Origin of the sequence: Sediminicoccus rosea (genome assembly GCF_033547095.1) — a bacterium.
GTDB classification, from domain to species: domain Bacteria; phylum Pseudomonadota; class Alphaproteobacteria; order Acetobacterales; family Acetobacteraceae; genus Roseococcus; species Roseococcus rosea.
In genome coordinates this window covers 4,352,200-4,374,530 of sequence record NZ_CP137852.1, presented here as the reverse complement: position 1 = coordinate 4,374,530, position 22,331 = coordinate 4,352,200, and the positions used below count along the sequence as shown (strand labels likewise).

At 71.8% G+C, this 22,331-nt stretch carries 22 protein-coding genes; 8 read left to right on the top strand and 14 right to left on the bottom strand.

The window, feature by feature from the left end; genetic code table 11:
- Position 1: 1 nt before the first annotated feature.
- From terL to R9Z33_RS21025, 12 genes are all read right to left on the bottom strand, one after another.
- The gene (gene terL, locus R9Z33_RS21080) at positions 2-1,429 is read right to left on the bottom strand and encodes a phage terminase large subunit (protein ID WP_318648543.1); all 1,428 of its coding nucleotides are present in this window, start codon (positions 1,427-1,429) and stop codon (positions 2-4) included.
- Positions 1,407-1,700 carry a hypothetical protein gene (locus R9Z33_RS21075; RefSeq protein ID WP_318648542.1) on the bottom strand — a complete coding sequence of 98 codons (294 nt, stop codon included), beginning with the start codon at positions 1,698-1,700 and terminating at the stop codon, positions 1,407-1,409. Before R9Z33_RS21075 ends, terL begins: the two co-directional genes overlap by 23 nt.
- Entirely contained in the window at positions 1,697-3,979 is a 2,283-nt protein-coding gene (locus tag R9Z33_RS21070) for a glycosyl hydrolase family 28-related protein (RefSeq protein ID WP_318648541.1), read from the bottom strand. The genes R9Z33_RS21075 and R9Z33_RS21070 overlap by 4 nt, the downstream gene beginning before the upstream one ends.
- Before the next feature lie 51 nt (positions 3,980-4,030).
- Positions 4,031-4,471, bottom strand: coding sequence for a hypothetical protein (locus tag R9Z33_RS21065; RefSeq protein ID WP_318648540.1), 441 nt, complete (start codon positions 4,469-4,471; stop codon positions 4,031-4,033).
- On the bottom strand, positions 4,471-6,351 hold the full coding sequence (locus tag R9Z33_RS21060) for a hypothetical protein (protein ID WP_318648539.1): 1,881 nt from the start codon (positions 6,349-6,351) through the stop codon (positions 4,471-4,473). Before R9Z33_RS21060 ends, R9Z33_RS21065 begins: the two co-directional genes overlap by 1 nt.
- Positions 6,352-6,354: 3 nt before the next feature.
- Positions 6,355-6,924: a hypothetical protein gene (locus R9Z33_RS21055; protein WP_318648538.1), complete on the bottom strand. Its 570-nt coding sequence runs from the start codon at positions 6,922-6,924 to the stop codon at positions 6,355-6,357.
- Between the two features lie 181 nt (positions 6,925-7,105).
- Positions 7,106-7,939 (bottom strand): phage capsid protein, encoded by an 834-nt coding sequence (locus R9Z33_RS21050; RefSeq protein WP_318648537.1) that lies wholly within the window; start codon positions 7,937-7,939, stop codon positions 7,106-7,108.
- A 381-nt stretch (positions 7,940-8,320) separates the two neighbouring features.
- Positions 8,321-9,058 (bottom strand): capsid assembly protein, encoded by a 738-nt coding sequence (locus tag R9Z33_RS21045; protein ID WP_318648536.1) that lies wholly within the window; start codon positions 9,056-9,058, stop codon positions 8,321-8,323.
- Between the two features lie 8 nt (positions 9,059-9,066).
- A complete protein-coding gene (locus R9Z33_RS21040; RefSeq protein ID WP_318648535.1) occupies positions 9,067-10,497 on the bottom strand; it encodes a portal protein in 1,431 nt (476 codons plus the stop codon).
- 5 nt (positions 10,498-10,502) lie between these two features.
- Complete coding sequence (locus tag R9Z33_RS21035) at positions 10,503-10,736, bottom strand: hypothetical protein (RefSeq protein ID WP_318648534.1); 234 nt, start codon at positions 10,734-10,736, stop codon at positions 10,503-10,505.
- Between the two features lie 181 nt (positions 10,737-10,917).
- Positions 10,918-11,373, bottom strand: coding sequence for a hypothetical protein (locus R9Z33_RS21030; RefSeq protein ID WP_318648533.1), 456 nt, complete (start codon positions 11,371-11,373; stop codon positions 10,918-10,920).
- Entirely contained in the window at positions 11,370-11,816 is a 447-nt protein-coding gene (locus tag R9Z33_RS21025) for a hypothetical protein (protein ID WP_318648531.1), read from the bottom strand. The genes R9Z33_RS21030 and R9Z33_RS21025 overlap by 4 nt, the downstream gene beginning before the upstream one ends.
- Positions 11,817-11,959: 143 nt before the next feature.
- Here R9Z33_RS21025 and R9Z33_RS21020 point away from each other — a divergent pair, with 143 nt between their 5' ends.
- On the top strand, positions 11,960-12,610 hold the full coding sequence (locus R9Z33_RS21020) for a S24 family peptidase (RefSeq protein WP_318648530.1): 651 nt from the start codon (positions 11,960-11,962) through the stop codon (positions 12,608-12,610).
- A gap of 165 nt (positions 12,611-12,775) precedes the next feature.
- On the opposite strand, the gene R9Z33_RS21015 is transcribed toward R9Z33_RS21020, so the two are convergent.
- The gene (locus R9Z33_RS21015) at positions 12,776-14,185 is read right to left on the bottom strand and encodes a TRAP transporter large permease (RefSeq protein WP_318648529.1); all 1,410 of its coding nucleotides are present in this window, start codon (positions 14,183-14,185) and stop codon (positions 12,776-12,778) included.
- Positions 14,185-14,733 carry a TRAP transporter small permease subunit gene (locus R9Z33_RS21010; protein ID WP_318648528.1) on the bottom strand — a complete coding sequence of 183 codons (549 nt, stop codon included), beginning with the start codon at positions 14,731-14,733 and terminating at the stop codon, positions 14,185-14,187. The genes R9Z33_RS21015 and R9Z33_RS21010 overlap by 1 nt, the downstream gene beginning before the upstream one ends.
- 197 nt (positions 14,734-14,930) lie before the next feature.
- Between R9Z33_RS21010 and R9Z33_RS21005 the strand changes: the two genes are divergently transcribed.
- From R9Z33_RS21005 to R9Z33_RS20975, 7 genes are read left to right on the top strand one after another with little or no spacing between them, the layout of a single operon-like run.
- Positions 14,931-16,913 (top strand): proton-conducting transporter transmembrane domain-containing protein, encoded by a 1,983-nt coding sequence (locus tag R9Z33_RS21005; protein ID WP_318648526.1) that lies wholly within the window; start codon positions 14,931-14,933, stop codon positions 16,911-16,913.
- A complete protein-coding gene (locus tag R9Z33_RS21000) occupies positions 16,913-17,872 on the top strand; it encodes a respiratory chain complex I subunit 1 family protein (protein WP_318648525.1) in 960 nt (319 codons plus the stop codon). Before R9Z33_RS21005 ends, R9Z33_RS21000 begins: the two co-directional genes overlap by 1 nt.
- Positions 17,872-18,540: a hydrogenase-4 component E gene (locus tag R9Z33_RS20995; RefSeq protein WP_318648524.1), complete on the top strand. Its 669-nt coding sequence runs from the start codon at positions 17,872-17,874 to the stop codon at positions 18,538-18,540. Before R9Z33_RS21000 ends, R9Z33_RS20995 begins: the two co-directional genes overlap by 1 nt.
- Positions 18,537-19,952, top strand: coding sequence for a proton-conducting transporter transmembrane domain-containing protein (locus R9Z33_RS20990; protein ID WP_318648523.1), 1,416 nt, complete (start codon positions 18,537-18,539; stop codon positions 19,950-19,952). The genes R9Z33_RS20995 and R9Z33_RS20990 overlap by 4 nt, the downstream gene beginning before the upstream one ends.
- Positions 19,949-21,433 carry a hydrogenase large subunit gene (locus R9Z33_RS20985; RefSeq protein ID WP_318648522.1) on the top strand — a complete coding sequence of 495 codons (1,485 nt, stop codon included), beginning with the start codon at positions 19,949-19,951 and terminating at the stop codon, positions 21,431-21,433. Before R9Z33_RS20990 ends, R9Z33_RS20985 begins: the two co-directional genes overlap by 4 nt.
- Entirely contained in the window at positions 21,430-21,810 is a 381-nt protein-coding gene (locus R9Z33_RS20980) for a glyoxalase superfamily protein (protein ID WP_318648521.1), read from the top strand. Before R9Z33_RS20985 ends, R9Z33_RS20980 begins: the two co-directional genes overlap by 4 nt.
- On the top strand, positions 21,810-22,331 hold the full coding sequence (locus R9Z33_RS20975) for an NADH-quinone oxidoreductase subunit B family protein (RefSeq protein WP_318648520.1): 522 nt from the start codon (positions 21,810-21,812) through the stop codon (positions 22,329-22,331). The genes R9Z33_RS20980 and R9Z33_RS20975 overlap by 1 nt, the downstream gene beginning before the upstream one ends.

The following is a 22,331-nucleotide window of genomic DNA, read 5'->3' as shown; positions in this document are numbered from 1 at the left end:
GCTAGCCACCCCGCCAATTGGGCGCGGATGGGCGCGGCGGCAGGGCCGGCAGGCGCACCGGCTCGGCCAGGATGCAGCCCGCCACGGCGTCCAGCCCGTCATCGCGCGCACCCCGCGCGTCCGGCCGCCATTCGGCCATCTCGCGCGGGAAGCCGGTACGGAACACGCTTTCATGCGCGTGCAGCCGGCGGCCGGCGAGAAGCGGGTCGAAGGCGGCGAGAATCCGCTCGGCCTTGGGGCGGCGGTTGCTGTGCTCCAGCACGGTGCAGGCCACGCCCGCGCGCGCCATCTCCCGCCGCAGCAGGGCGGGCAGGAAGCGGCCGAGGCCGTTCGTCTCCACGCGCAGCACGGGCAGGATCAGCTCCCGCGCGAGTGTCGCCACCTGTCGGCATTGCTGCGTCGCCGGGTCCTCCGGCGCGTCGCTGCGCTGCGTGATCCAGGCGAGGCGATGCAGGAAGTGCCGGCCCTCGTCATCCGTATAGGTGGCGGCGAGCACCGAGCCGTCGCCGCCGCCTTCCGCGCGGCCGAAGGCCGGGTCCCAGTAGCCGCCGCCCGAGGCCATGCGCCGGCCGAGCAGCCAGAGCTGCGCGCGGCCATTCGCCTCGCGGTATTCCGTCTCCTCCGCGTAGCGCAGCAGCAGCGCGGGATCGAGCCGCGCCGCACTCATCGCCACCGGCTGCAGCAGCATCTGGCGCGCGAAGTGCAACGCGCCAACGCGCCCGCGCAGGGCGGCAATGGCACTGTCCTTGAAGCGCTCCGGCCAGGCGCTCTGGCCGGCGGCGTCCAGGATCGGCACCTCCAGCCGGCGATAGCCATCGAGGAAGCCTTCGCCCGCCCGATACAGGCTCTCCTCCGTGTGCGGCGTGCCGACATAGAGGATCAGCCCGCCGGGCGTGAGGATGAACTCCGTCTCGGCCAGACGCTCGCGCAGTTCTCCGCGCTTGCCGGGCGTGTCGCAATTGCCGGCGACTTCCACATCGTCGCAGATGATGATGTCGGCCCGCGCGCCAGTGATGTTGCCGAGCAGGCCCTGTGCCAGCATCGAGGGATCGCGCAGCGCGCCTGGCCGCTGCACGGTGAAGCGATCCGCCGCCCAGGCCTCGTTGCCTTCCGGGATCAGGGCCGCGCAAAGCGGATGGCGTTCGATGATCCGGCGGACATGGCCGACCATCTTGCCCGCCAGCATCTGGTCCGCCGCGACGACGAGGATGCGCAGCTCCGGATTGCGGTAGAGCGACCAGGCGCAGAACAGGCCGACCAGGGTGGACTTGCCGCAGCCGCGGAAGGCCATGAGCAGCAGGCGACGCGAGGCCTGCTCCGTCTCCAGCCAGCGCAGGATGCGGCGATGCACCTGCGGCGTGCCCTGGCGCAATTGCCGGTTCCACACCCAGGCGAATTCGAGCAGGTCAGCCAGGCTCTCCTGGGTCATCCGCGGGCGTCTCCTCTTCGTCCATTTCCTGCCGCGCCGCATCCAGCGCCTGGAGGGCGGAATCCACAGCCGTCTCGCCACCGCCGCCAGCAACCCGCATCAGCTGCTCGAGATGCGAGAGCGCGGTCTTCGCCGCCGTCTGGCGCGCGGCGAAGGCCTTGCTGTCGGCCTCGTGCTCCGTGTCCTGGACGAAGCGCAGATAGTGGCGCGCGACCAGCGGCAGCGCGGTCTCGAGGTCGGTCGTCCAGCCGCGCGGCTTGCGCGGCCTCACGACTTCACCAGGCGGACCCTGACCGTGCCGGCGCCGAGGTCCACCGCGGCGCCGCTGCGGTTCCACGCCGTCACCGTCACCACATCCTGCGCGCCGATCTGCGCGAGGAAGACGACGCCGGAGGTGGAGAGCGTGAAGGCGGCCTGCACGAAATCGCCGGGCCTGGCGCCGGCGAGGGGCACGTTGAGCTGCGCGCTCGCACCCGCCGCGATCGAGGGCGGGTCCCAGGCCAGCTCGGCACGCAGTTCGCGCGCGCCGTGGCGCAGGTCCGGCAGGCCGTAGAGCAGCGGCGGCGAGACCGCGGGGTCGCAGAAGAGGCGCATGGCCCGCACCTCGTAATCCGTGCCGATGCGCGCCACGCCGATGATGGCATAGGCGACGGCGGGCTCGAGCCGCACCACCTGCAGCCGCGTGAGATCGGCATCCGTCATGTCGGCCGAGCCCTGCCACCAGCGGGCGGTGGCGTTCCAGGTCATGGACATGCCTGAGGCGCGGACGAGCTGCCCCCCCGCGTCGGTCAGCAGGCCCATCCCCGCATCGAAGCACTGCACGATCAGGCGTGGATCGTCGGCATCCACGGCCAGCGCGAATTCCCGCGCGCGGGTCGCATCCACGACGAAGCCGAGGCCGCGCCCGCCCGGCAGCACCACGCCGCGATTGGTGAGCACGTAGTCCTCGAGGCCGGGCAGGGCGAAGTCGGGCAGCGTGGTCGGGTTGCCGCTGACATTGGTGGAGAGGCAGGCCAACTGGTCGAAGCCTGTCTGCGAGGCATTCCAGCGGAAGGCGGCGGCGCGCAGGCTGGGCACGGCACCCACCTCCCGCGTGAATTCGCGATGCGCGGCCGCCTGGTGCATGCCGCGCACCACGGCGCCGACGCGCGCCGCCGTGCCGTCATAGAGCACCTCCAGCAGGTAGCCCTGGCTCGCCCAGGCGACTTCGTAGACATGGTCCTGCGCGTTGCCGGCATGCCGCGCCGGATAGGGCGAGCAGCCCTCCATCCGCATACCATAGACGATGACGGCACGGCTGTTCACCAGGCTGAGGAAGGGGATGCCCTGGATGGCGGGCCGGTCGCGCGCCTGCAGCTCGAAGGCGGGCCCGAAGAAGACGTGGCGGTTGTGCGCGACATAGGCGCCCGGCTGCGCCGAGAAGCGGATGCCGTAGCGGCTCAACGTCGGATGCAGCGCGCTCGCGATGGCGAAATGCCCGCCGTAATAGCGTATCGAGGTGTTCCAGGCGGCCGCCGTCTGGGTCTGGATGTCGAGGCCGATGTGGTTGTTCACGATGCGGCCGAGATGGACGTTGCTGTCCTCGAAGCCGCGCTCCACGCCCAGCGTCTGCGCGCCGATGGTGAAGCCCTCCACCTGGCGGATCTCGACCACGCTGGAATCGAGGTTGCGCAGGACGATGCCGATGTCGCCGAAGTTCATCCAGTCGCTGATGGTGGCGCGGATCACGCGCAGCCCCTGGTAGAGCTTGGTGGCGTTCCGCACCGCCCCGCCATCGCCGATGGTCAGCGCCGTGAGGCCGCCCGGGCCGGCATAGAGGATGGTGCCGTGCATGGTGAGGCCGGCGGCGCCGCCGGGCAGCAGCAGGGGCATGGTCGTGCGGTAGGTGCCCTCGCCGATGACGAGGTGCTTGCCCGCCGCGCCCGCCGCATTCATCGCCGCCTGCAGCGCCGGGCCGTCATCGCTCACGCCGTCACCGGTCGCGCCGAAGTCGCGCGCCGTCAGTGTCTCGGCCAGCTTGTCCTCCACGCTGCGCGGTACGGCGCCGGGAAAGGCGGCGGCGATGGTGCCCGTGCGGTCATAGGCCATGACGTCGCCGGTCGCGTCGAAGCCGAGCAGCTTCTCGGCGCGGGCGGCGCGCAGCGGCAGCACCATGCCGGACGGCGCCTCCGCGGCGGAGAGGCGGATTGCGCCCTGCACGTCGTCCCGCACCTCCTGCAGGGCCGCCACCTGGCGGTCCAGCTCGTCGTTCAGCGTATTGGCGCGCAGGACGCCGTTGGACTGGAAATCCGTCACGCGTTCGATGGTGAGGCGGCGCAGGATGGTGATGCGCGTGCCCGGCGCCGGCGCATCGGCATAGCGCAGGGTGCCACCGGCGGAGTCGCCCGCGCCTTCGACCGTGAAGCCGTAATTTGCGGGCGCGTTGTCGGTCAGCACCTCCAGGTCGCCCGGCTCGAAGATCGGGAAGGGATAGGTGAAGGCGGTCTGCACGCCGTCGGCGACGTAGTGCACGCGCGGCGCGATATCGCCGATGCGGATGTGCTCGGACATCAGGTGCTCCGAAAGCTGGGGGCGGGAGGGAATCGCGCCGGTGGGGAGGGATCAGTCGAGCAGGTTGCGGACGGCGTTGCCGAAGCTCGGCACCGCGCGCAGCACGCTGGTGAGCGTGGCGTCCGGGTTGAGCAGCGAGGCGCGGCCCGCGCTGAGGCGCGCGCGGAAGATCGCATCGCTATCCGCCTGGCCGGCCGCCGCATCGGCGCGCAGCCCCTGCGTGACGCTGGCGGCGGAACCGTCGCTCACCTGCAGCCCGCCGGCCGCGAGGCGCGCGCGCGCTGAGGCGACCGTGCGCGCCACCTGCTCACCGCGCGCCCGCGCCTCGGCCTGCTGTTGCAGCGTGAGCTGCTGCTGGCGCGCCGCTTCCTGCTGGCGGGTGATTTCGGCCTGGGCGCGCTGCGTCGCCGCCTGCTGCTGCGCGGTGCGGCTCTGCGCATAGAGGCCGACGCCGGTGGAGGCGAGGGTGGCGAGGGAAGACAAAGCGGCCATCAGTCGGTCGTCCTCATGTCGGTGGTGACGGAGAGCAGCGTGAGCGGCAGCGGCGCATCGCCCGCGATCCGCCAGAGCGGACGCATCGCATCGCGCCGCCAGCCGAGAGCGGCCAGGCGCACATCACCGCTGAAGCGCGGCGGCGCGGCGTCGAGCAGCGGCGTGTCGAGCCGGCGGAAGGCGACGGGCGCGGGGCCACGGCCGAGATCCACGTCGAGTGCCGCCGTCTCCAGGAGGCGGAAGCTGACGGAGACGAGGCGCAGCGGCGCGGCCCGGCTGCCCGCGACGCCCGAGAGCTCGGGTGGCAGGGGCTCGATCTCATGCGCGTAGCTGAGGCCGATCTGCGTCGTCATGGCCGGCGGATCGAGCGTGACCGCGCCCTGCGACACCAGCGCCGCCTGGCGCGGCGCTCCATCGGCCAGCACGCCGACGGTGGAACCTTCCAGATGCGCGAGGCCGGTCCAGCGATCCTTCGGCGTGGCGCTGGCGCCTTCCAGCGCGGCATCCAGGCCGAAGCCGGGCTCGAAGCGCTCCAGCCGGTGGGTGCCCTGGCGCAGCACCGCGACGAAGACGCGGCCATCCACTTCCGCCACATGGGTGAAGGCGCCCGCCGTCTCCTGCCGGGTCCAGGCCGTCACCTGCTCGGCGCGGAACAGCGTGAGCGTGGCGAGGCCGCCATCTTCCATCGTCACGTGCAGAAGGCGGCGCGACTGGTCATAGGCCATGGAGGTCGGGTTGCGGATGAGATGTGCCGCGACCAGGCCGAGGTCGTTCGACTGATAGGCCTGCTGCACGTCGGTATAGGCGAATTCGTGGATCGCCCTTCCGCTCCGGGCGGCGAAGATGGTGCTGCCATCCACATCCACCGGCGGGATCATGCGCGTGGCGCTGCTGCCGATGCGCGTCTGCCGGTTGAGCTGGATGGAGGAGGGTGTCAGCGGCTCGCCGCTCACCATCCATTCGCCGCCCGTGGTGAAGAGCTGCAGGTGCCGGCCGGAGAAGACGCCGCGGATGGCGTTCACCTGGTCCGACAGCAGGCCGAACTCGATGCCTTGGTCATCGAGGCCGCTGCCCTTGTCGAAATTGAACAGGTCGCCCGAGCGGGAGAGCCAGAGGCGATTGGGCAGATCGCGCGAGCCGCCGATGACGAGGCGGTCCTGGTGAAAGCAGGCGCTGACGGGCCAGCCGCGCACCGGGCTGAACGCGGCCTCCTCCCAATCCGTGCTGGCCGCCGTGTCGGGCAGCGCCTCGCCGAGGCTGAGGCTGGCCTGCGTCGGTGAGGCGACCGCGGTGAGCACGCCGAGGCGGCCGCGGAAGCGGAAGGGCGTTCCGGCATGCCCGGCCTGGAAGGCCGCGCCCGGGGCCGTGAGCGTGATGCTGCCCCCGGTGCCGCTGGGCGTGAGTGCGATGCCGGCGTCGAGGAAGCGATAGGTCGGCAGTTGCGCGAGGGACCAGGTGCTCATGCTCCAGCTCGTGTGGCTGCTCCGTGTGAGGCGTTGCGGCGGTGCGTCCGGGTGGCAGATCAGCAGCGTGTCGGCGCTCTGCGTGAAGGCGAGCTGCGGGAGCTGCGCCGTGCTCCAGGGCGCCGGGCCCTGCGCCACCAGCGCGTCCTCGAGGTAGACGCTGAACAGCCCGTCGGTGAAGACGAGGAGATAGGCCTGCTCGGTGTTGAACTCGAAGGCCAGCAGCCGGGCGGCGCCGGGCAGCATGGCGATGTGGCGCAGGCCGGGCCGGCGCGTCACGCCACCGGTCGGCTGGATGAACACGTTGCGCAGGCGCCGCGCGCCATTGGCATAGGCGCGCAGATCAGCGCGGCCCAGCAGCTCGGGCGCCAGCTCGCCGGCGGCGAAGCTGGACTTGGTCTGGCGGGAGGCGGCCATGGCTCAGCCCCGCGCGCGGATCAGCGGGAAGCCGTCCAGCGCCTGGGTGGTGGTCTGCTGGCTGTCGGCACGGCGCGCGGCGCGCAGCTCCGCCTCGGCTTGGTTGAAGAGGAGCTGGGCGCGCGTGCTGCTCTCGGTCAGCGGGATGCAGAATTCGGCCGAGAGGCGCGCGACAAGGGCGGCGGCGAAGAAGGCCGGGAAGGTGCTCTCATGCGGGCGAAAGATGTAGGTCAGCGTCACCTGCGCCGCATCGCAATGCAGCCGGTCCTCCAGCAGGCGGTAGCTGAGGCCGCGCCCCGCACCGAGGCTGCCGGCCGATAGCGCCCGCAGGAAGTTCGGCGGCAGCTGGAAGGCGCAGGGGTGGTCGGCGCTCGGCTCGGCGGCGAGGCGCGGCAGGCTCGCCTGGCCCGTGGCGAAGCTCCAGGGATGCGCGGAGAGCAGGGCGTCGCGGATGCCGTCATAGAGGCCCGACGCGATCTCCGCCTCGGCGGTCCCCTCATCCATGGAGGCGATGGCCTGGGCGCCGATGCGCAGGAGGGCGCGCGAGCAGAGTTCGAGCGCAGTGAGCGCCATGGCGAAATCTCCGGGGGAGGGGGAGGGGAAGGGGCGCAAGGGCGGCTCCCGAAGAACGGAAGCCGCCCCAACAGAATCCGGTCGCACGACGGCCGGCGCCGCCCAACCGGGCGTGTGGCCCGGCACAACGGTTGGGCGGCGAAGCCAAGCGCGCGGGGCGCGCGCCCGGCGCTTGAGGGCGTTATTCCTTGCAGCGCATACGAACCACGCCGGCGTCGTCGATCAGACACGCGCCCTGGCTCATCATGCTGTTCACGAAATGCGCCGCGCGGTCGCCATGCCAGGTCACGTCGGTGACGATCTCCGACGCGGCCGCATGGCCGATCGCGGTCTTGTGGAAGAAGTAGCAGGAGCGGATCGTGCCGGTCTTCGTCAGGCCGGAATGCGGGATCCAGGTGGCGCCGAGCCACTGCTTCGCCTGCATGCCGCGCCAGGGCAGGTTGGCGTCGCCCACATAGTCGGCGCTGGCGAATTCGGGCAGCGTCAGCAGCTCGCTCCACTGCTTCCAGCCGACCACGGCATAGCGGTTGCCGTCATCCGGCACGTCCATGGCGCCCAGCATCTCGAAGGCCAGCAGCACCTTGGCGCGGGTCAGCCCGTCATTGTCGGTCTGGCCGGCCTGGGTGCCCACCGCCTCGCGCGTGCCGAGGTCGAGCGCCGTGATGATCAGCTCATCCGTCTTGCGGCCCAGCGCATGCGCGCCGGCCGAGGCGAGCACGCCGATCTCATCCGCATTGGTCTTCAGCTCATCGAGCTTGTCGATCCAGTCGCCCGCATAGTGGTCCTGCAGGAAGCAGGAGACGGCGGAGTATTCGAGGTTCATCACCGGCACGGCATTGTTGCGCGCCTTGGAGCTGGCGGTGCCGCGGCCGACGCGCTGGAAGATCGTGGTGGCGCCCTTCACGTTGGACTTGCTGCGGATGGCCGGGCGCAGCTTGCTGCCCTGGCGCTGGTAGGCCTCGTGCACCTCGGCCTGGAACTGGGTGACGAAGGCCTGGTCAATGGAACCGGACATGGGGGGTCTCCGCGAGGAGGGTTTCGGGGAAGGCGCGCCGCGCGGTTGGCCGGGTGCGGGCCGCGCGCACGCGCCGCATCCGCGCGCCTGGGGTGAGCGGGTTTTGCGCGGATGAATGGTGGCGCCCGCCGCGGCGCAGCGCATGCGGCCGGCGGCGGGCGCGGCCGCCGATCCCGCAGAGGAGGGGGGCGGATCGGCGGCCAGGCAGGGCGGGCGCGCGACGTCATCGCGTCTGCGCGGCGCTCACCCTGCGTTGGAATTTTTGATGCCCTCAGACGCCGGGCGCGCGCTCCGCGCGCTTGGCTTCGGATCGCTTATGCGATCCGCCGGGCCTATTCGGCCCGGATGCTCGACGGCTCTATCAGGCCTTGGCCGCGCACATCAGCCGCCGACCAGCTTGCGGAAGCCTTCCGTGACGCGCTTCACGATTTCCGGCTCGCGGGTGCGCCAGTAGCGCGGGTCGCGCATCAGGCGGCGCAGCTCGCCCTCGTCCAGCGCCTCGGGCGGCGCGGTCTCGCGCTCCATGCGGGGCTCGTCGCCGCGCATCATGCGCTCGAGCGCCAGCACCCCCTCCTCGGTGGTGGAAAGCGCGTCGAGCACGCCCGGCGGCAGATTCGCCTGGCCCCAGGCCTTGAGCTGGGCGGCAACGCGACGGAAGCGCTCCTCGCCGCCGAAATGCGCGCGCAGCTTCTCGGCCTGGCGGTCGGCCTCGAATTGCTGCGCGGCCTCGGCCACCAGGGGCAGCAGGCGTTCGGCGGCGAGGTCGTAGAGCAGCTGCACCTGCGCGCAGGAGAAGCCCGCCTCGTGCAGGCGCTGGTTGATCTCGGGGTCGGGGCCGCAGAGCTCATGCTTCGGCGTGACATCGTAGCCGTCCGGGCTGTCGGGGATGCCCATCATCTCGCGCCAGCGGCGGCGCTCCTCCTCGTCGGCCTCGGGCGCGGGCGGGGCGGCGCGCTGGGAGAGACGGCGCTCCAGTTCGCGATAGCTCTTGAGCAGGGCCTCCACGCGCAATTCGCCGCGCTCCGCATCCCAGAATTTCTCCGGCACCTCGGCCGGGCGGCTGCTGCTGGCCGGCGGGGCGGCGGGAACGAGGGCGGTGTCGAGCAGGTTGTCGGGCATGGGCTGTGTCACTCCGGTTGGACCGAGGGGGTGGGGGCCAAAATCTCGGCCGGCGCGCCGAGGGTGCGGGCGAGCCAGCGCGCGGCGGCGGCGGCATCCACCTCGGCCACCGCGTCGGCACCCATCTTCGCGACGGCGTCGAGGAAGAGCAGCGTGTTCGCCGCATCGGCGCGGCCCTGCACGCGGGCGAGCGGGCTTTCGTAGCGCAGCGCGACGCGCCCCTGTTCGAGCAGCACGGGCGGCACCTCGCCGCGCCTAGCGAGGATGGCGAGGCTGCGGGCGACGAGCGGCGTCAGCAGCTCCGACTGCAGGCGGCCATAGGTGGCGCCGAGCAGCCGCGCGGTCTCGGCGCTGCGCTCCAGCACCTCGGTCGCCGTCATGCGCTGGTCGCGCAGCGCGCCGAGGCGATCGGCCAGCAGCGCGGTGCGGATGCGCGCGCGCAGGTCGTTCAGCACGAGTTGGGAGACGTCGAAATCGCCGGGGGCGGCGAGCGGCGTGAGGCCGGCGCTGCCCGGCGCCTTGGGGATGATGGCGCCAGGGGTGAGTTGCACCGTGGCCGGGTTCAGCACGCCGTCATCCTCGGCCTGCCAGATGCCGGTGACGGCGATGGAGGCGTTCTTGAGCACGAGTTCGACCACGCGGTTGGCGGTGCGGATGTCCGGCAGGGCCTTGATGACGGGGCCGCGGCCATAGACCTCGCCCGGCGCCTTCAGCCAGCGGAAGGCGATGAAGGGCGCATCGGCGAAGCGGCCCTGCGCCACGAAGAGGGGCGCCTTGAGGCCGGGCGCGTCGAAGACGGCGGCGTAGCGGTGGCCCTGGCCGTCGGGCCAGACCGCCTCGATCAGGCGGTGCTTCACGGGCTCGGGCTGGTCCGCCTCGGCCGCCGCCTCGCGCTGCATCGCGGCGGGGATTTCGGCGAAGGGGAACCGGCGGAGCATTTCGGCCGTGCTGAGGCGCGCCTCGCGGAAGACGGTGTCGAGCCGGCCGGCAGGGCCTTCCTCCAGCACGGCGGTGCGGACCGGCACGGCGGTGAAGCGCAGCGCGGTGCTCTCGCCCGGTGGCGCCTCCTCCACCAGCATGATGCCGGTGCCGGTGATGACCAGGTCCAGGAAGGCCTGGTGCATTTCGACCGCGAAGTTGGAGCGGTCGAGATGCGCCTGCAGCGTCCCGGCGGTCCTTTCCAGCGCGGCGGCCTCGCTGGGTTCGGCCTGGCCCTGGGCGGGGGCGAGGCCGAACCAGCGCGACCAGGGTGGCGTGAGTTCGGCGAGAAGCGAGGCAGCGAGCTGCTCCGTCGCGTCGGCGGCGGTGGCGTCATAGAGGCTCGCCGCCTCGTGCGGGGCGGGCAGGACATGGGCGTAGGCATCGCGCCAATGGCCCTCATGCGGGCGGCGGCGGGCGATGGCGGCGTCGTGCCGGGCGAGGATCTGTTGCGGGGTCATGGCCGTCACTCGCCGAGCAGGGATTTGCGGGTGAGTGCCACGGGCAGCGGGGCGAGCACGCCACGCGCCGAGGTGGCGATGGTGCCCTGGATGCCCTGCCGGGCGCCGGCGCGGCTCTGCGTGCGCGCCGCCTCGGCCGCCTGGGCCGGCGGTGTGGCGACCGGGGCGGGCTCGGGCGAGGGGGCCGGGGCCTGGGGTGGGACCACCACGGGCTTCGGGGCGCGGAACAGGCCTGCCATGCGCGGCGATCTCCTTCTGGACGGGGGCGGAACGCCAAAAGGGCCGGCCCCTGCCGCCCGGGGGGCGGAGGAGCCGGCCCTGGAAGCGGCCGGTGCTGGAATGGGGGATGAAAGGGTGGTCCAGGGGGCGCGGGCGAACCGGGCTGGATGCAATTCGCCCCTTGGCAGAAGTCTTTTACGCCTAGGCCTTCGGCATTGTCAAGTTTTTTTTCCTAGATTCATTCATCCGGGTCAGGCCGCGGTGCAGGCCGGCCGGCGTGAGGGCGAAGGGCGCGTGCGGGCCCAGAACGGCGCGGCAGATGGAAACGCAGTTCAGCGGCATGCCGCGCAGGGGCGCGCCCAGTGCCGCTTCCTCCAGCGGGTAGGGGCCGAGGGGCAGCAACCCGGCGCGGCGGTAGAAGCCGGGCAGGTCATAGCCGGGGGGGACGGCCAGGCGCGCGAGCAGGAGGCGGCCCGAGAGCGGGTCCAGCACCATCCAGCCCGCCGCATCCTCGAGAGCGGCGAAGCAGTGCCGGAAGCCGGGACGGAGCAGGCGCTGCCACGCATGGTCGGCCCGCCCGGAGAAGACGATCCAGGCGTGCTGCGGCGGAAGGTGGCGGCGATGGGCCGGCCGCGGCGGGGGGCGTTGCGCGCTCATTCCTCGCGCGTCGGGCCAGGGCCGGAAAAAGGAATGATATCAGCGTCATGGACGCCGAGGCCGGGCGCGCCGGCGACGATACCCTTGACGCGGAGCGGCCATTCCAGCCGGCTCATCGCCTCCCGCCAGAGCCGGTGGTCGCCGCGCTCCTGCAGGTGGCGGGGGGAGGGCGCCGTGCCGCGCTCGCCCCAGAGGCGCATGACGCGGGCATGGGCCAGCTCGATCCGCCGCTGGCGGTAAAGCCGGTCCAGGCACTTGATCACGTCATCCGGTTCGCAGGGGCGTGGGGTGGCGCCCTTGCCGGCGGCGATGCGGGCCCCGTCGCGCCGCGCCACCAGCGCGGCCATGGTCCAGAACCAGGCATCCTCGGCGGAGGCGAAGGGCTCCGTCCGGGCGAGGGAGGCGAAGCGGGGGGCGTGGCTGGCCCGGGGGGCGGGGGGCATGGAGGCGTCCTTTCATGCGTGAGCTGGGGGCGGCAAAACGGAACATTTAGGGAACATAGCGGGATCACGAATTTGGTTGCAAGGGGAATGAGCAACATTTTCCTATTGCGCGATGACGTGACACCTATGATGGTCCTCACGCCATGCGACATGACGACATCTGGCGCGCGATTGATTCGCTCGCTGCCGAAAACGGGCTCTCCGCCTCCGGCCTTGCCCGCAAGGCCGGCCTGGACCCGACGGCCTTCAACCCCTCGAAGCGCATCGGGCCGGATGGCCGTGCGCGCTGGCCCTCCACCGAGAGCGTGGCCAAGGTGCTGCACGCGACCGGCGCCGGGGTGGAGGCCTTTGCCGCGCTGGTCTCCGGCCAGGCGGCGCTGCCCAGCCTCTCGCGCGGGCCGCGGCCTACGCGCCGCATCCCCTTGATCGGTCTGGCGCAGGCGGGCGGCGAGGGCTTCTTCGACGATGCGGGCTTCCCGGTCGGCGGCAGCTGGGACGAGATCAGCCTGCCCGAGATCAGCGACCCCAACGCCTATGCGCTGGAAATCTCGGGGGATTCGATGGAGCCCGTGTTCCGGGACGGCGATGTGGTGATCGTCTCGCCCGCCTCACCGGTGCGGCGGGGGGATCGCGTGGTGGTGCGCACCCGCCTCGGCGAGGTGATGGCCAAGGAGCTGAAGCGGCAAAGCGCCAAGCGGATCGAGCTTGCCAGCCTCAATCCGGCCCATCCGGATTACAGCTTCGACCTGCCGGATATCGCCTGGCTGCACCGCATTCTCTGGGCCAGCCAGTAGGGCGCGGCCTGGGGGCCGCTTCTTCCCGCGCTTACGGGGTGGGCTGCAGATCCACGTCATTCCCAGGCACCCGCATGCGGGCCCGCCTCGCGCTCGGGGCCGGAAAATGGCGCCGTCACGCGCGCCCTCTCCGGCCGCTCAGGCCCTGCCAGGCGGCGCGGCGGCCTACCGGAAGACGGGCACCGCGTCGTCATCCACGGGCGGCGGCGGGGGTACGTCGATCACAACCGAGGCCGGGTCCACCCCGGTGCCGCCATCCAGGAAGAAGGTCACGCTCTCCGGCCAGAAGATGACGATGGCGACCAGGATGAGCTGCAGGCCGAGCCAGGGGATGGCGCCCAGGTAGATGTCCTTCGTCAGCACGGATTTCGGCGCGATCGAGCGCAGGTAGAACAGCGCGAAGCCGAAGGGCGGGTGCATGAAGCTGGTCTGCAGGTTGATGCAGAGCAGGACGCCGAACCAGACGAGGTCGATGTCGAGCTTGGCGGCCACCGGCGCCAGCAGCGGCACCACGATGAAGGCGATCTCGAAGAAATCGAGGAAGAAGGCCAGGAAGAAGATGAAGATGTTGACGAAGATCAGGAAGCCCGTCTGCCCGCCCGGCAGGTGGCTCAGCAGGTGCTCCACCCAGTGGGAGCCGTCCACGCCCTGGAAGACCAGGCTGAACACCGTGGCGCCGATCAGGATGAAGATGACCATGGAGGTGATGCGCATGGTGTTGCCCATCGCCTCGCGCAGCAGCTTCCAGGTGAAGCGGCCATTCATCACCGCCAGCACCACCGCACCCACCGCACCCATGGCCCCCGCCTCGGTCGGCGTGGCGAGGCCCATGAAGATGGTGCCCAGCACGAGGAAGATCAGCGCGATGGAGGGGACCATGCCCTTCAGCACCCGGCGGTAGAGCGGCCAGCCGCGCGGCATCAGCGCCTCGGGCGGCAAGGGCGGGACCTTGTGGGGGGCGACGATCGCGACCACCGCGATGAAGGCGATGAAGAGAAGGATCTGCAGGATCGAGGGGCCGATCGCGCCCGCATACATGTCACCCACGCTCTTGCCGAGCTGGTCACCCAGCACGATCAGCACGAGGCTCGGCGGAATCAGCTGGGTGATGGTGCCCGAGGCCGCGATCACCCCGGTCGCGATCCGCATGTCGTAGCCGTAGCGGATCATGATGGGCAGCGAGATCATGCCCATGGCGATGACCGAGGCCGCGACCGTGCCGGTGATGGCGCCCAGCACCGCGCCCACGATGATGACGGCATAGGCGAGGCCGCCCGGGATCTTGCCAAAGAGCTGGCCGGTGCCCTCCAGCAGGTCCTCCGCCAGGCCGCAGCGCTCGAGGATCGCGCCCATCAGCGTGAAGAAGGGGATGGCCAGCAGCAGGTCGTTCGAGAGGATGCCGAAGACCCGCAGCGGCAGGTTGCCGAGATAGGCCGTCGTGAAGAAGCCGAGCTCGATCGAGAGGAAGCCGAAGAACAGCCCGACCGCGCAGAGCGAGAAGGCCACCGGGAAGCCCATCAGCAGGAAGAGGACGAGCCCGCCGAACATCAGCGGCGGCATGAGGTCGAGGGTCATTATTGTTCGGGCCGCTGGTATTCGGTGACGACGGCGACGCCCTCGACCGGGCCGCGCAGCAGGGCGAAGCGCTTGATCAGCTCCGACAGGCCCTGCAGCACCAGCAGGAAGAAACCGAGCGGCAGCAGCAGCTTGGCCGGCCAGCGGATCAGCCCGCCCGGGCTCGCCGAGCCCTCGTTGCGCATCAGGCTGTCGAGGAAGAAAGGCCAGGTCATCCAGGTGAGCAGGATCATGCCGGGCAGGAGGAAGACGATGATGCCGAAGATGTCCACGTAGAGCCGGCCACGTTCGCTCATCCAGCCATAGAGCAGGTCCACCCGGACATGCTCGTTGCGGAACAGCGTGTAGCTGGCGCCCAGCATCACCACCGCGGCGAAGAGGTACCACTGCACCTCGAGCCAGGCGTTGGAGGAGAAGTTGAAGCCGTAGCGGCTCATCGCGTTGCCCGCGCTGATGGCGCAGGCGAGGAGGATGCACCAATCGGCCACGCGGCCGAATTTCTCGTTCATCCAGTCCACGCCCCGGCTGAAGGCCAGAAGCACACCCATCGCCACCTCCCCGCCGGAATTGCGCCCTGCGCGCGCTTGCCATCCGCCATGCGCGCCCGCGTGACGCTCCCTAAACATGATTTTCGGCTTGTCCAGCCTGGAGTGAGGGCCCCCAGGGGCCTCGCCCTGGCCGCCGGGGCTGTTAAGCTCCTTCCGATGGCAAGGCGAATCGAACATTGGGCGCCCGGGGGCCGGCCGTGCTGACCCTTCTGGGCGGCTGCTTCCTCGCCTTTCTGGCGCTCTCGGCGCTGGGCGCTTCGGGGCGGGCGCCGCGCTGGGTCTTCCTCGGCAGCGCGCTCGCCAGCGCCGGGCTTGGGCTGGTGGGCCTGGCCGGGCTTCCCGCCACGGCGCTCGGGTTCGGCCCGCCCTGGGGGGCGGCGCAGGTGGCGGTGGATGCGCTGGCCGGCTGGTTCCTGGTGATCCTGGCGCTGGCGGCCGTGCCGGCCTGCCTCTTCGCCGCCGCCTCGCCGCCGCCGCCCCGCGCGGAGGGGGCCGCCTTCCCGCTCTTCCTGGCCGGCATGGCGCTGACCCTGATCGCGGCGGACGGCTTCACCCTGATCCTCGGCTTCGAGCTGATGTCGATCGCCTCCTGGGCCCTGATCGCGGCGCGGCACGCCACCGGCGCGGGGCGGCGGGCGGCGCGGCTCTACCTGGCCTTCGCCGCCTTCTCGGGCCTCTGCCTGATCGGCGCCGTGGGGCTGCTGGCCGGCGGCGGGCTCGGCTTCGCGGTGATGCGCGGCGCCCCGCCCGAGGGCTGGCGCGCCGCGGCCGTGCTGCTCCTGGTGCTGCTGGGGGCGGGGTCCAAGGCGGGTCTCGTGCCCTTCCATGTCTGGCTGCCCCTGGCGCACCCCGCGGCGGCCAGCCCGGTCTCGGCGCTGATGTCCGGCGCGATGGTAAAGATCGCCCTCTATGTGATGATCCGCCTGCTGTTCGACCTTTCGGGCGCGGCGCAGCCCGCCTGGTGGGGCCTGCCGCTGGTGGGCCTCGGCGTCGCGACGGCGCTGATCGGCGCGCTGCGCGCCAATCTGGAGCGCGACACCAAGGCCATCCTCGCCTGCTCCACGCTGGAGAACATGGGGCTGATGGTGGCGGCGCTGGGCCTCGCCCTCACCTATCGCGGGGCGGATCTGCTGCCGCTCGCCTCGGTCGCGCTGGCGGCGGCGCTGCTGCACGCGCTGAACCACGCGGCCTTCAAGACGCAGCTCTTCCTCTGCCTCGGCGCGGTCTACAGCCTGGCCGGCAGCCGCGACCCGGACCGGCTGGGGGGCCTGATCCACCGCATGCCCTGGGTGGCGGGCTGCGCGCTGCTGGGCGCGCTCTCGGCCGCCGCCTTGCCGCCGCTCTCGGGCTTTGCCAGCGAGTGGCTGCTGCTCCAGGCGCTGATCCAGGGCTTTCGTGTCTCCGACATGTCGGTCCAGCTCATCGCCGCCGTCTCGCTCGCGGCCGTGGGAATGGCCATCGGGCTGGCCGCGGCCGCCATGGTGCGGCTTTTCGGCCTCGTCTTTCTCGGTCGGCCGCGCACGCCGCGGGTGGCGGGCGCGCCGGATGCGGGCGGCATGATGCGGGTGGCGCTGCTGCTGCCGAGCCTGCTGACCCTGGCGCTCGGGCCGCTCGCGGCCGTGGCGCTGGGCGTGCTGGATGGCCCGATCCGCCAGGTGCTGGGGCCGCAGGCGGCGGCGCCGCGCTTCGGGCTGGAACTCGCGCTCGGCGATGGCGGCGCGCGCTACCTGCCGGGCCTCGCCGCGCTGCTGCTGGCGCTGGTGGTCGGTGGCCTCGTGCTGGCGGTGCGCCGGCGCTCGCCCCGCGCGCCCGCGCGTGGCCCGGCCTGGGACTGCGGCTTCATGCCGCCGCCGCCGCACATGCCCTTCGGTGATCCACTGAGCCAGGTGAGCGCGATGGGGCTCGGTCAGCCCATTCGCCGCAGCCTCGGGCACCTCGCGATCGCGCCGCGCGAATCCCTGCTGAACCAGCCGCCTGGCTCGCCCGCCGCCGCCCGGCTGCGCGTCGAGGGGCGGGATCGCGGATTCACCCGGCTGCTCTACCCATTGGCCCGCGCCCGCCGCGCCCTCTCGCGCGAGGCGGAGAAGCTGCGCGGGCTGAGCCTGCGCTTCTACCTGAGCCTGACCTTCGGCACGCTGGTCTCACTGCTGGCGCTGGTCGCCCTGCTGGAGCGCGGCTGATGGCGGTGCTGGGCAGCCTCCTCACGCAACTGCTGCATGTCGCGCTCATGCTCGTGGCCGCGCCGCTTCTGGTGGGCGTGGTGCGCTGGCTGAAGGCGCGCCTGCTGGGCCGGCGCGGACCGCACCCGATGCAGCCCTGGCGCGACCTGCTGAAGCTGCTGCGCAAGCAGCCGGTGCTGGCGGATGGCGCGAGCCTGGTCTCGCGCATCGCCCCCTATGTCGCGCTCGGCGCCACGCTGCTGGCGGCGGCGCTGGTGCCGAGCTTCGCCTTCGGCATGGCGCTGGCCCCGATGGCCGACCTGCTGCTGATCGCGGGGCTGCTGGCCCTGGCGCGGGTGGCGCTGGCGCTGAACGGGCATGATGCGGGCACGCCCTTCGGCGGCCTGGGCGCCGCGCGGGAGATGACCTTCGCCGTCTTCGCCGAGCCCGCGCTGATGGTCTGCGTCATGGTCTTCGCCGTGCTGATCGGCAGCACCAACCTCAATGCCATCGGCTTCGGGCTGGTGGATGCGCAGCTTGGCCTGCGCGTCTCGCTGCTTTTCGCGGCCGTGGCGCTGGTGGCGGTGGCCCTCGCCGAGAATGCCCGCGTGCCGGTGGACAATCCGGCGACGCATCTGGAACTGACCATGGTGCATGAGGCGATGCTGCTGGAGGCCTCGGGCCGGCACCTCGCGCTGTGGGAGATGCAGGCGGCGCTGAAGCTGCTGGTCTGGCTCGGCCTGCTGGCCACGCTCTTCGTGCCCTATGGCACGGCCGCGCCGGGCAGCGGCCCCTTCGCCTGGGGCATGGGCCTCTTGCTCTGGGCCGCCAAGATCGGGCTGCTGGCGCTGGCACTGGCCGTGTTCGAGAGCGCCATCGCCAAGATGCGCGTCTTCCGTGTGCCGGAATTCCTGGGCGGCGCGCTGATGCTGGCGCTGCTGGCGGCGGCGCTGATCTTTGTTTCCACGGGATTGGCGTGATGGGCTTCGGCGACACCTCCTACGATGTGGCGCATGTGCTGGGCGGCGCCATGCTGCTCATCTCCTTCGTGCTGCTCTACCAGCGGCGCATCTTCGCGCTGGTGAACGCGCTCGCGCTGCAGGGCGTGGTGCTGGCGCTGGCCGCGGTCTGGCAGGGGCATGTGCAGGGCGCGCCGCAGCTTTTCGTCACGGCCATCATCGCGCTCGTCGCCAAGGGGATCCTGATCCCGATCTACCTGCGCCGCCTGGTCGTGCAATTGCCGCCGGCGCGGCGGGCGGAACCCGCCTCGGGGATCGGCGCCAGCATGATCGCGGGCTTCCTGCTGGTGGGGCTCAGCATCCTCGTCGTGCTGCCGGCCACCGCCGGCGCGCGGGCGCTGGCGCGGGAGGACCTGGCCATCGCGCTCTCCGTCGTCCTCCTCGGCCTGCTGATGATGGTGACGCGCCGCACCGCGCTCGCGCAGATCGCGGGGCTGATGACGCTGGAGAATGGCCTGGTCCTGGCCGCCGTCGGCGTGGCCGGCATGCCGCTGGTGGTGGAGCTTTCGACGGCGGGCCTCGTGCTGGTCATCGCCGTCATCGCCGGCGTCTTCGCGCGCGTGCTGCATGAGCGCTTCGACAGCCTGGACACCTCCGTGCTCGATCCGCATCGCGGGGAGGGCACATGACGCTCTGGCTCATCCTCATCCCGGCGCTCGCCGCCGCGCTCTGTGCGGCGCTGCCGGCGCAGGCGGCGCGGCTCAACATCCTGGCCTCGGGCGTGACCCTGCTGCTCGCGCTGCTGCTGCTGGGCGAGCCCACGGGCACGGGCTGGCTGCGCGCCGATGCGCTGAACACGCCCTTCGTGCTGATCGCCGCCATCGTGGGCTTCGGCACTGCCATCTTCTCCGCCCAGGACATCGCGGGCGAGGGCTTCGACACCGGGCAGAACCGCGCCTACCACGCCGCCTTCCAGGGCTTCATGGCGGCGCATTTCCTGGCCCTGCTGGCCGACAACCTGGGCGTCATGTGGGTGGCGATCGAGGCGGGCACGCTCGCCTGCGTGCTGATGGTGGCGCTGCACCGCACGCCCTCCGCGATCGAGGCGGCGTGGAAGTTCTTCATCCTCTGCGGCGTCGGCATCGCGCTCGCGCTGTTCGGACTGATCGTGCTGGCGCTCGCCGCGCAACCGGTGGGGGGCCATGCCGAAGGGCAGCTCTCCTACGCGGCGCTTCGGGCGCTGGCGCCACAGGCCGATGCCGGGCTGCTGAACCTGGCCTTCGTCTTCCTGCTGGTGGGCTTCGGCACCAAGGCGGGCTTGGCCCCCCTGCATTCCTGGCTGCCCGACGCCCATGCCGAGGGCCCGACGCCGATCGCCGCCGTGCTGTCGGGCCTGCTGCTCAACGCCGCGATGCTCGCCATCCTGCGCGGCAAGAGCATCGTGGCCGCCAATCCCGAGGCGATCCCGCCGGGGACCTCCCTGGTCGTCATGGGCCTCGTCACGCTGCTGCTGGCGGGCTTCTCGCTCTGGCGGCGGCGGGATGCGAAGCGCCTCTTCGGCTGGAGCAGCATCGAGCACATGGGCATTGCCGCCATCGCCTTCGGCATCGGCGGCGTCGCGGGCCACATGGCGGGGCTGCTGCATCTCTGGGGCCATTCGCTGGTGAAGTCGGCCGCGTTCTTCGCCATCGGCCGCGCGGTGCGGATCAAGGGCGCGCAGCACATGGCGGCGATCGGCGGGCTCGCCACCTCGCATCCGGCGCTGGGCTGGGGCCTTGCGCTGGCCATGGCGGCGCTGGCGGGCTTGCCGCCCTTCAGCCTCTTCGCCTCGGAATTGCTGCTGGCCACCGCGATGGGGCGTGAGGCGCCCTGGCTGCTGCCGCTGCTGATCTTCGGCCTGCTGGTCGCCGGCACGGCGCTGCTGCACGCCATGCAGCGCCTCTGCTTCGGCCTTCCCACCCCGCAGCCCGCGCCGATGGCCGCCGGCCTCGCCACGCTGCTGCCGCTCTGGGGCCACCTGGTGCTGGCGATGGTACTGGGCTTGGCATTGCCGGGCGCGCTCTCGGCCATGCTGCTGGAAGCGGCGAGGGCGCTGTCATGACGCTGCGCGCCACCATCGAATCCGGCCAGCGCCTGGGCTGCACGCCCTGGCCGCGCTTCCTGCTGGATGCGCGGCGCTGGTCATCCCTCGCGCCCGCGCCGGGCGTCACGCTGCTGGGCCTCTGGGGCGAGCCGGGCTTCGCCCATGCGGCCTTCCTCGATGAGGCGCGGCTGGAGGTCCTGCTCGCCTCCGTCCCGGCGGAGGAGGGGCGCATCCCCGCCCTCTCGCCGCTCTGGCCGGCTGCCGCGCTGTTTGAGCGCGCGCTGATGGACCTCTGGGGCATCATGGCCGAGGGCGGTACGGATGCGCGCCCCTTCCTCGACCATGGCCGCTGGCCGCTGCTCGCGCCGCTCTCCGCCCGCCCCGCCGCCCGGGCGCCCGAGGCGACACCGCTCGAATTCCTGCCCGTGGCGGGCGAGGGCGTGCATGTCATCCCCGTCGGTCCCATCCATGCCGGCGTGATCGAGCCCGGGCATTTCCGCTTCCATGTGCAGGGCGAGATCATCGTCCGGCTGGAGGTGCTGCTCGGCTACGTCCACAAGGGCACGCTCTCGCTCATGCAGGGCAAGCCGCCGCGCGCCGCCGCCCGCTTTGCCGCGCGGCTCTCGGGCGACACGACGGTCGCGCATTCCCTGGCCTTCGCCCGCGCGGCCGAGGCGGCGCTGGGGGTGGAGGCTCCGCCGCGCGCCCTCGCGCTGCGCGCTGCGATGCTCGAATTGGAGCGGCTGCACAACCACCTGAACGACCTCGGCTTCATCGCCAATGACGCGGCCTTCGCGGCGATCCATGCCCGCTGCGGCTGGCTGCGCGAGGGGCTGCTGCGCGCCCAGCGTGACGCCTTGGGCCACCGGCTGATGATGGACCGCGTGCTGCCCGGCGGCGTGGCGCAGGACCTGACGCCGGAGGGGATCGCCGCGCTGCTCGCCGCGTTGGCCGCCATCGAGGGCGAGCTTCCCGCCCTGCTCGCGCTCTATGGGAGCCATGCGAGCCTGCAGGACCGCGTGCTCGGCACCGGCATCATGGAGCCCTGGCTGGTCGCGGGCTTCGCGCCGGGCGGGGTGGTTGGCCGCGCCGCGGGCCGTGGCTTCGACGCGCGGCTGCTCACCGGGGAACTGGTGCCCGAGGCGCTGATCACCCAGGCGGGGGCCGATGTGGATGCGCGCTGGCGGCAACGCCATGCCGAGGCGCTGCAATCCATCGCCTTCCTGCGCGAATTGCTGCCGCGCCTGCCGGAGGGCGAACTCACCGTGCATCTCCCGCCGCGCGGCGGCGAGGGCGTGGCGCTGGTGGAAGGCTTCCGCGGCGAATGCCTGGCCTGGATGCGCCTCGATGGCGCGGGCGGCATCGAGGCCTGCATGCTCCGCGACCCCTCCTGGCTGCATTGGCCGCTGCTGGAGGCCGCGGTGATCGGCAACATCGTGGCCGACTTCCCGCTGATCAACAAAAGCATCAATGGCAGCTACAGCGGGGTGGATCTGTGAGCCCGCGCTTCGACGCCACCATCCCCATCCTTCGCATCTTCGACCTGCCGAAGGCGCGCGAATTCTATGTGGATTTCCTGGGCATGGGGTGGGACTGGGAGCATCGCTTCAGCGCCCACGCGCCGGTCTTCGCGCAGGTCTCGCGCGGGGCGCTGGTGCTCTTCCTCAGCGAGCATTTCGGCGACGGGACGCCGGGGAGCAAGCTCATCCTCCGCATGACCGGGCTTGATGCGCTGCAGGCCGAGCTGACCGCGAAAGCGTATCGCCACGCGCGTCCCGGCATCGTCGAGCAGCCCTGGGGCTGGCGCGACATGGAGGTGGCCGACCCGTTCGGCAACCGCCTCGTCTTCACCGAGGCGATGGAGGAGGCCGCCTGATGCTCATCCCCAAGCTCTTGCGCAACCTCGTCTCCCGCCCGCTGACCGACGCGGCGCCGCCGCCCACGCCGCCCGAGATCGTGGAGGAGTTGCGCGCGCGCCTCGCGGAAGCCTCCGAGGCGCGGCTCGGCCGTTCGCTCTCGATCCGCCAGGTGGATGCGGGCAGTTGCAATGGCTGCGAGCTGGAGGTGAATGCGCTGCAGAACGTGGCGCATGACCTGGAGCGCTTCGGCCTGCGCTTCGTGGCGAGCCCGCGCCATGCCGACATCCTGCTCGTCACCGGCCCGCTGACGCGCAATATGGCCGAGGCCCTGCAGCGCGCCCGCGCCGCGACGCCCGATCCCTGCTGGGTGGTGGCGCTGGGCGATTGCGCGGTCGATGGCGGCGTGTTCCGCGGCAGCTACGCCGTGCTGGGCGGCGTCGAGGCCGCCTTGCCGGTGGACCTTGTCATCCCCGGCTGCCCGCCCGCGCCAGAGCAGATCCTGGAAGGGCTGCTGGCGCTCATCGAGGCGAATGGCTGA

What these genes read in the sequence shown, in the direction of transcription:
- terL (WP_318648543.1), bottom strand. Translation starts at nt 1,429, where the DNA reads ATGACCCAGGAGAGCCTGGCTGACCTGCTCGAATTCGCCTGGGTGTGG.
- R9Z33_RS21070 (WP_318648541.1), bottom strand. Translation starts at nt 3,979, where the DNA reads ATGTCCGAGCACATCCGCATCGGCGATATCGCGCCGCGCGTGCACTAC.
- R9Z33_RS21065 (WP_318648540.1), bottom strand. Translation starts at nt 4,471, where the DNA reads ATGGCCGCTTTGTCTTCCCTCGCCACCCTCGCCTCCACCGGCGTCGGC.
- R9Z33_RS21060 (WP_318648539.1), bottom strand. Translation starts at nt 6,351, where the DNA reads ATGGCCGCCTCCCGCCAGACCAAGTCCAGCTTCGCCGCCGGCGAGCTG.
- R9Z33_RS21055 (WP_318648538.1), bottom strand. Translation starts at nt 6,924, where the DNA reads ATGGCGCTCACTGCGCTCGAACTCTGCTCGCGCGCCCTCCTGCGCATC.
- R9Z33_RS21050 (WP_318648537.1), bottom strand. Translation starts at nt 7,939, where the DNA reads ATGTCCGGTTCCATTGACCAGGCCTTCGTCACCCAGTTCCAGGCCGAG.
- R9Z33_RS21045 (WP_318648536.1), bottom strand. Translation starts at nt 9,058, where the DNA reads ATGCCCGACAACCTGCTCGACACCGCCCTCGTTCCCGCCGCCCCGCCG.
- R9Z33_RS21040 (WP_318648535.1), bottom strand. Translation starts at nt 10,497, where the DNA reads ATGACCCCGCAACAGATCCTCGCCCGGCACGACGCCGCCATCGCCCGC.
- R9Z33_RS21035 (WP_318648534.1), bottom strand. Translation starts at nt 10,736, where the DNA reads ATGGCAGGCCTGTTCCGCGCCCCGAAGCCCGTGGTGGTCCCACCCCAG.
- R9Z33_RS21030 (WP_318648533.1), bottom strand. Translation starts at nt 11,373, where the DNA reads ATGAGCGCGCAACGCCCCCCGCCGCGGCCGGCCCATCGCCGCCACCTT.
- R9Z33_RS21025 (WP_318648531.1), bottom strand. Translation starts at nt 11,816, where the DNA reads ATGCCCCCCGCCCCCCGGGCCAGCCACGCCCCCCGCTTCGCCTCCCTC.
- R9Z33_RS21020 (WP_318648530.1), top strand. Translation starts at nt 11,960, where the DNA reads ATGCGACATGACGACATCTGGCGCGCGATTGATTCGCTCGCTGCCGAA.
- R9Z33_RS21015 (WP_318648529.1), bottom strand. Translation starts at nt 14,185, where the DNA reads ATGACCCTCGACCTCATGCCGCCGCTGATGTTCGGCGGGCTCGTCCTC.
- R9Z33_RS21010 (WP_318648528.1), bottom strand. Translation starts at nt 14,733, where the DNA reads ATGGGTGTGCTTCTGGCCTTCAGCCGGGGCGTGGACTGGATGAACGAG.
- R9Z33_RS21000 (WP_318648525.1), top strand. Translation starts at nt 16,913, where the DNA reads ATGGCGGTGCTGGGCAGCCTCCTCACGCAACTGCTGCATGTCGCGCTC.
- R9Z33_RS20995 (WP_318648524.1), top strand. Translation starts at nt 17,872, where the DNA reads ATGGGCTTCGGCGACACCTCCTACGATGTGGCGCATGTGCTGGGCGGC.
- R9Z33_RS20990 (WP_318648523.1), top strand. Translation starts at nt 18,537, where the DNA reads ATGACGCTCTGGCTCATCCTCATCCCGGCGCTCGCCGCCGCGCTCTGT.
- R9Z33_RS20985 (WP_318648522.1), top strand. Translation starts at nt 19,949, where the DNA reads ATGACGCTGCGCGCCACCATCGAATCCGGCCAGCGCCTGGGCTGCACG.
- R9Z33_RS20975 (WP_318648520.1), top strand. Translation starts at nt 21,810, where the DNA reads ATGCTCATCCCCAAGCTCTTGCGCAACCTCGTCTCCCGCCCGCTGACC.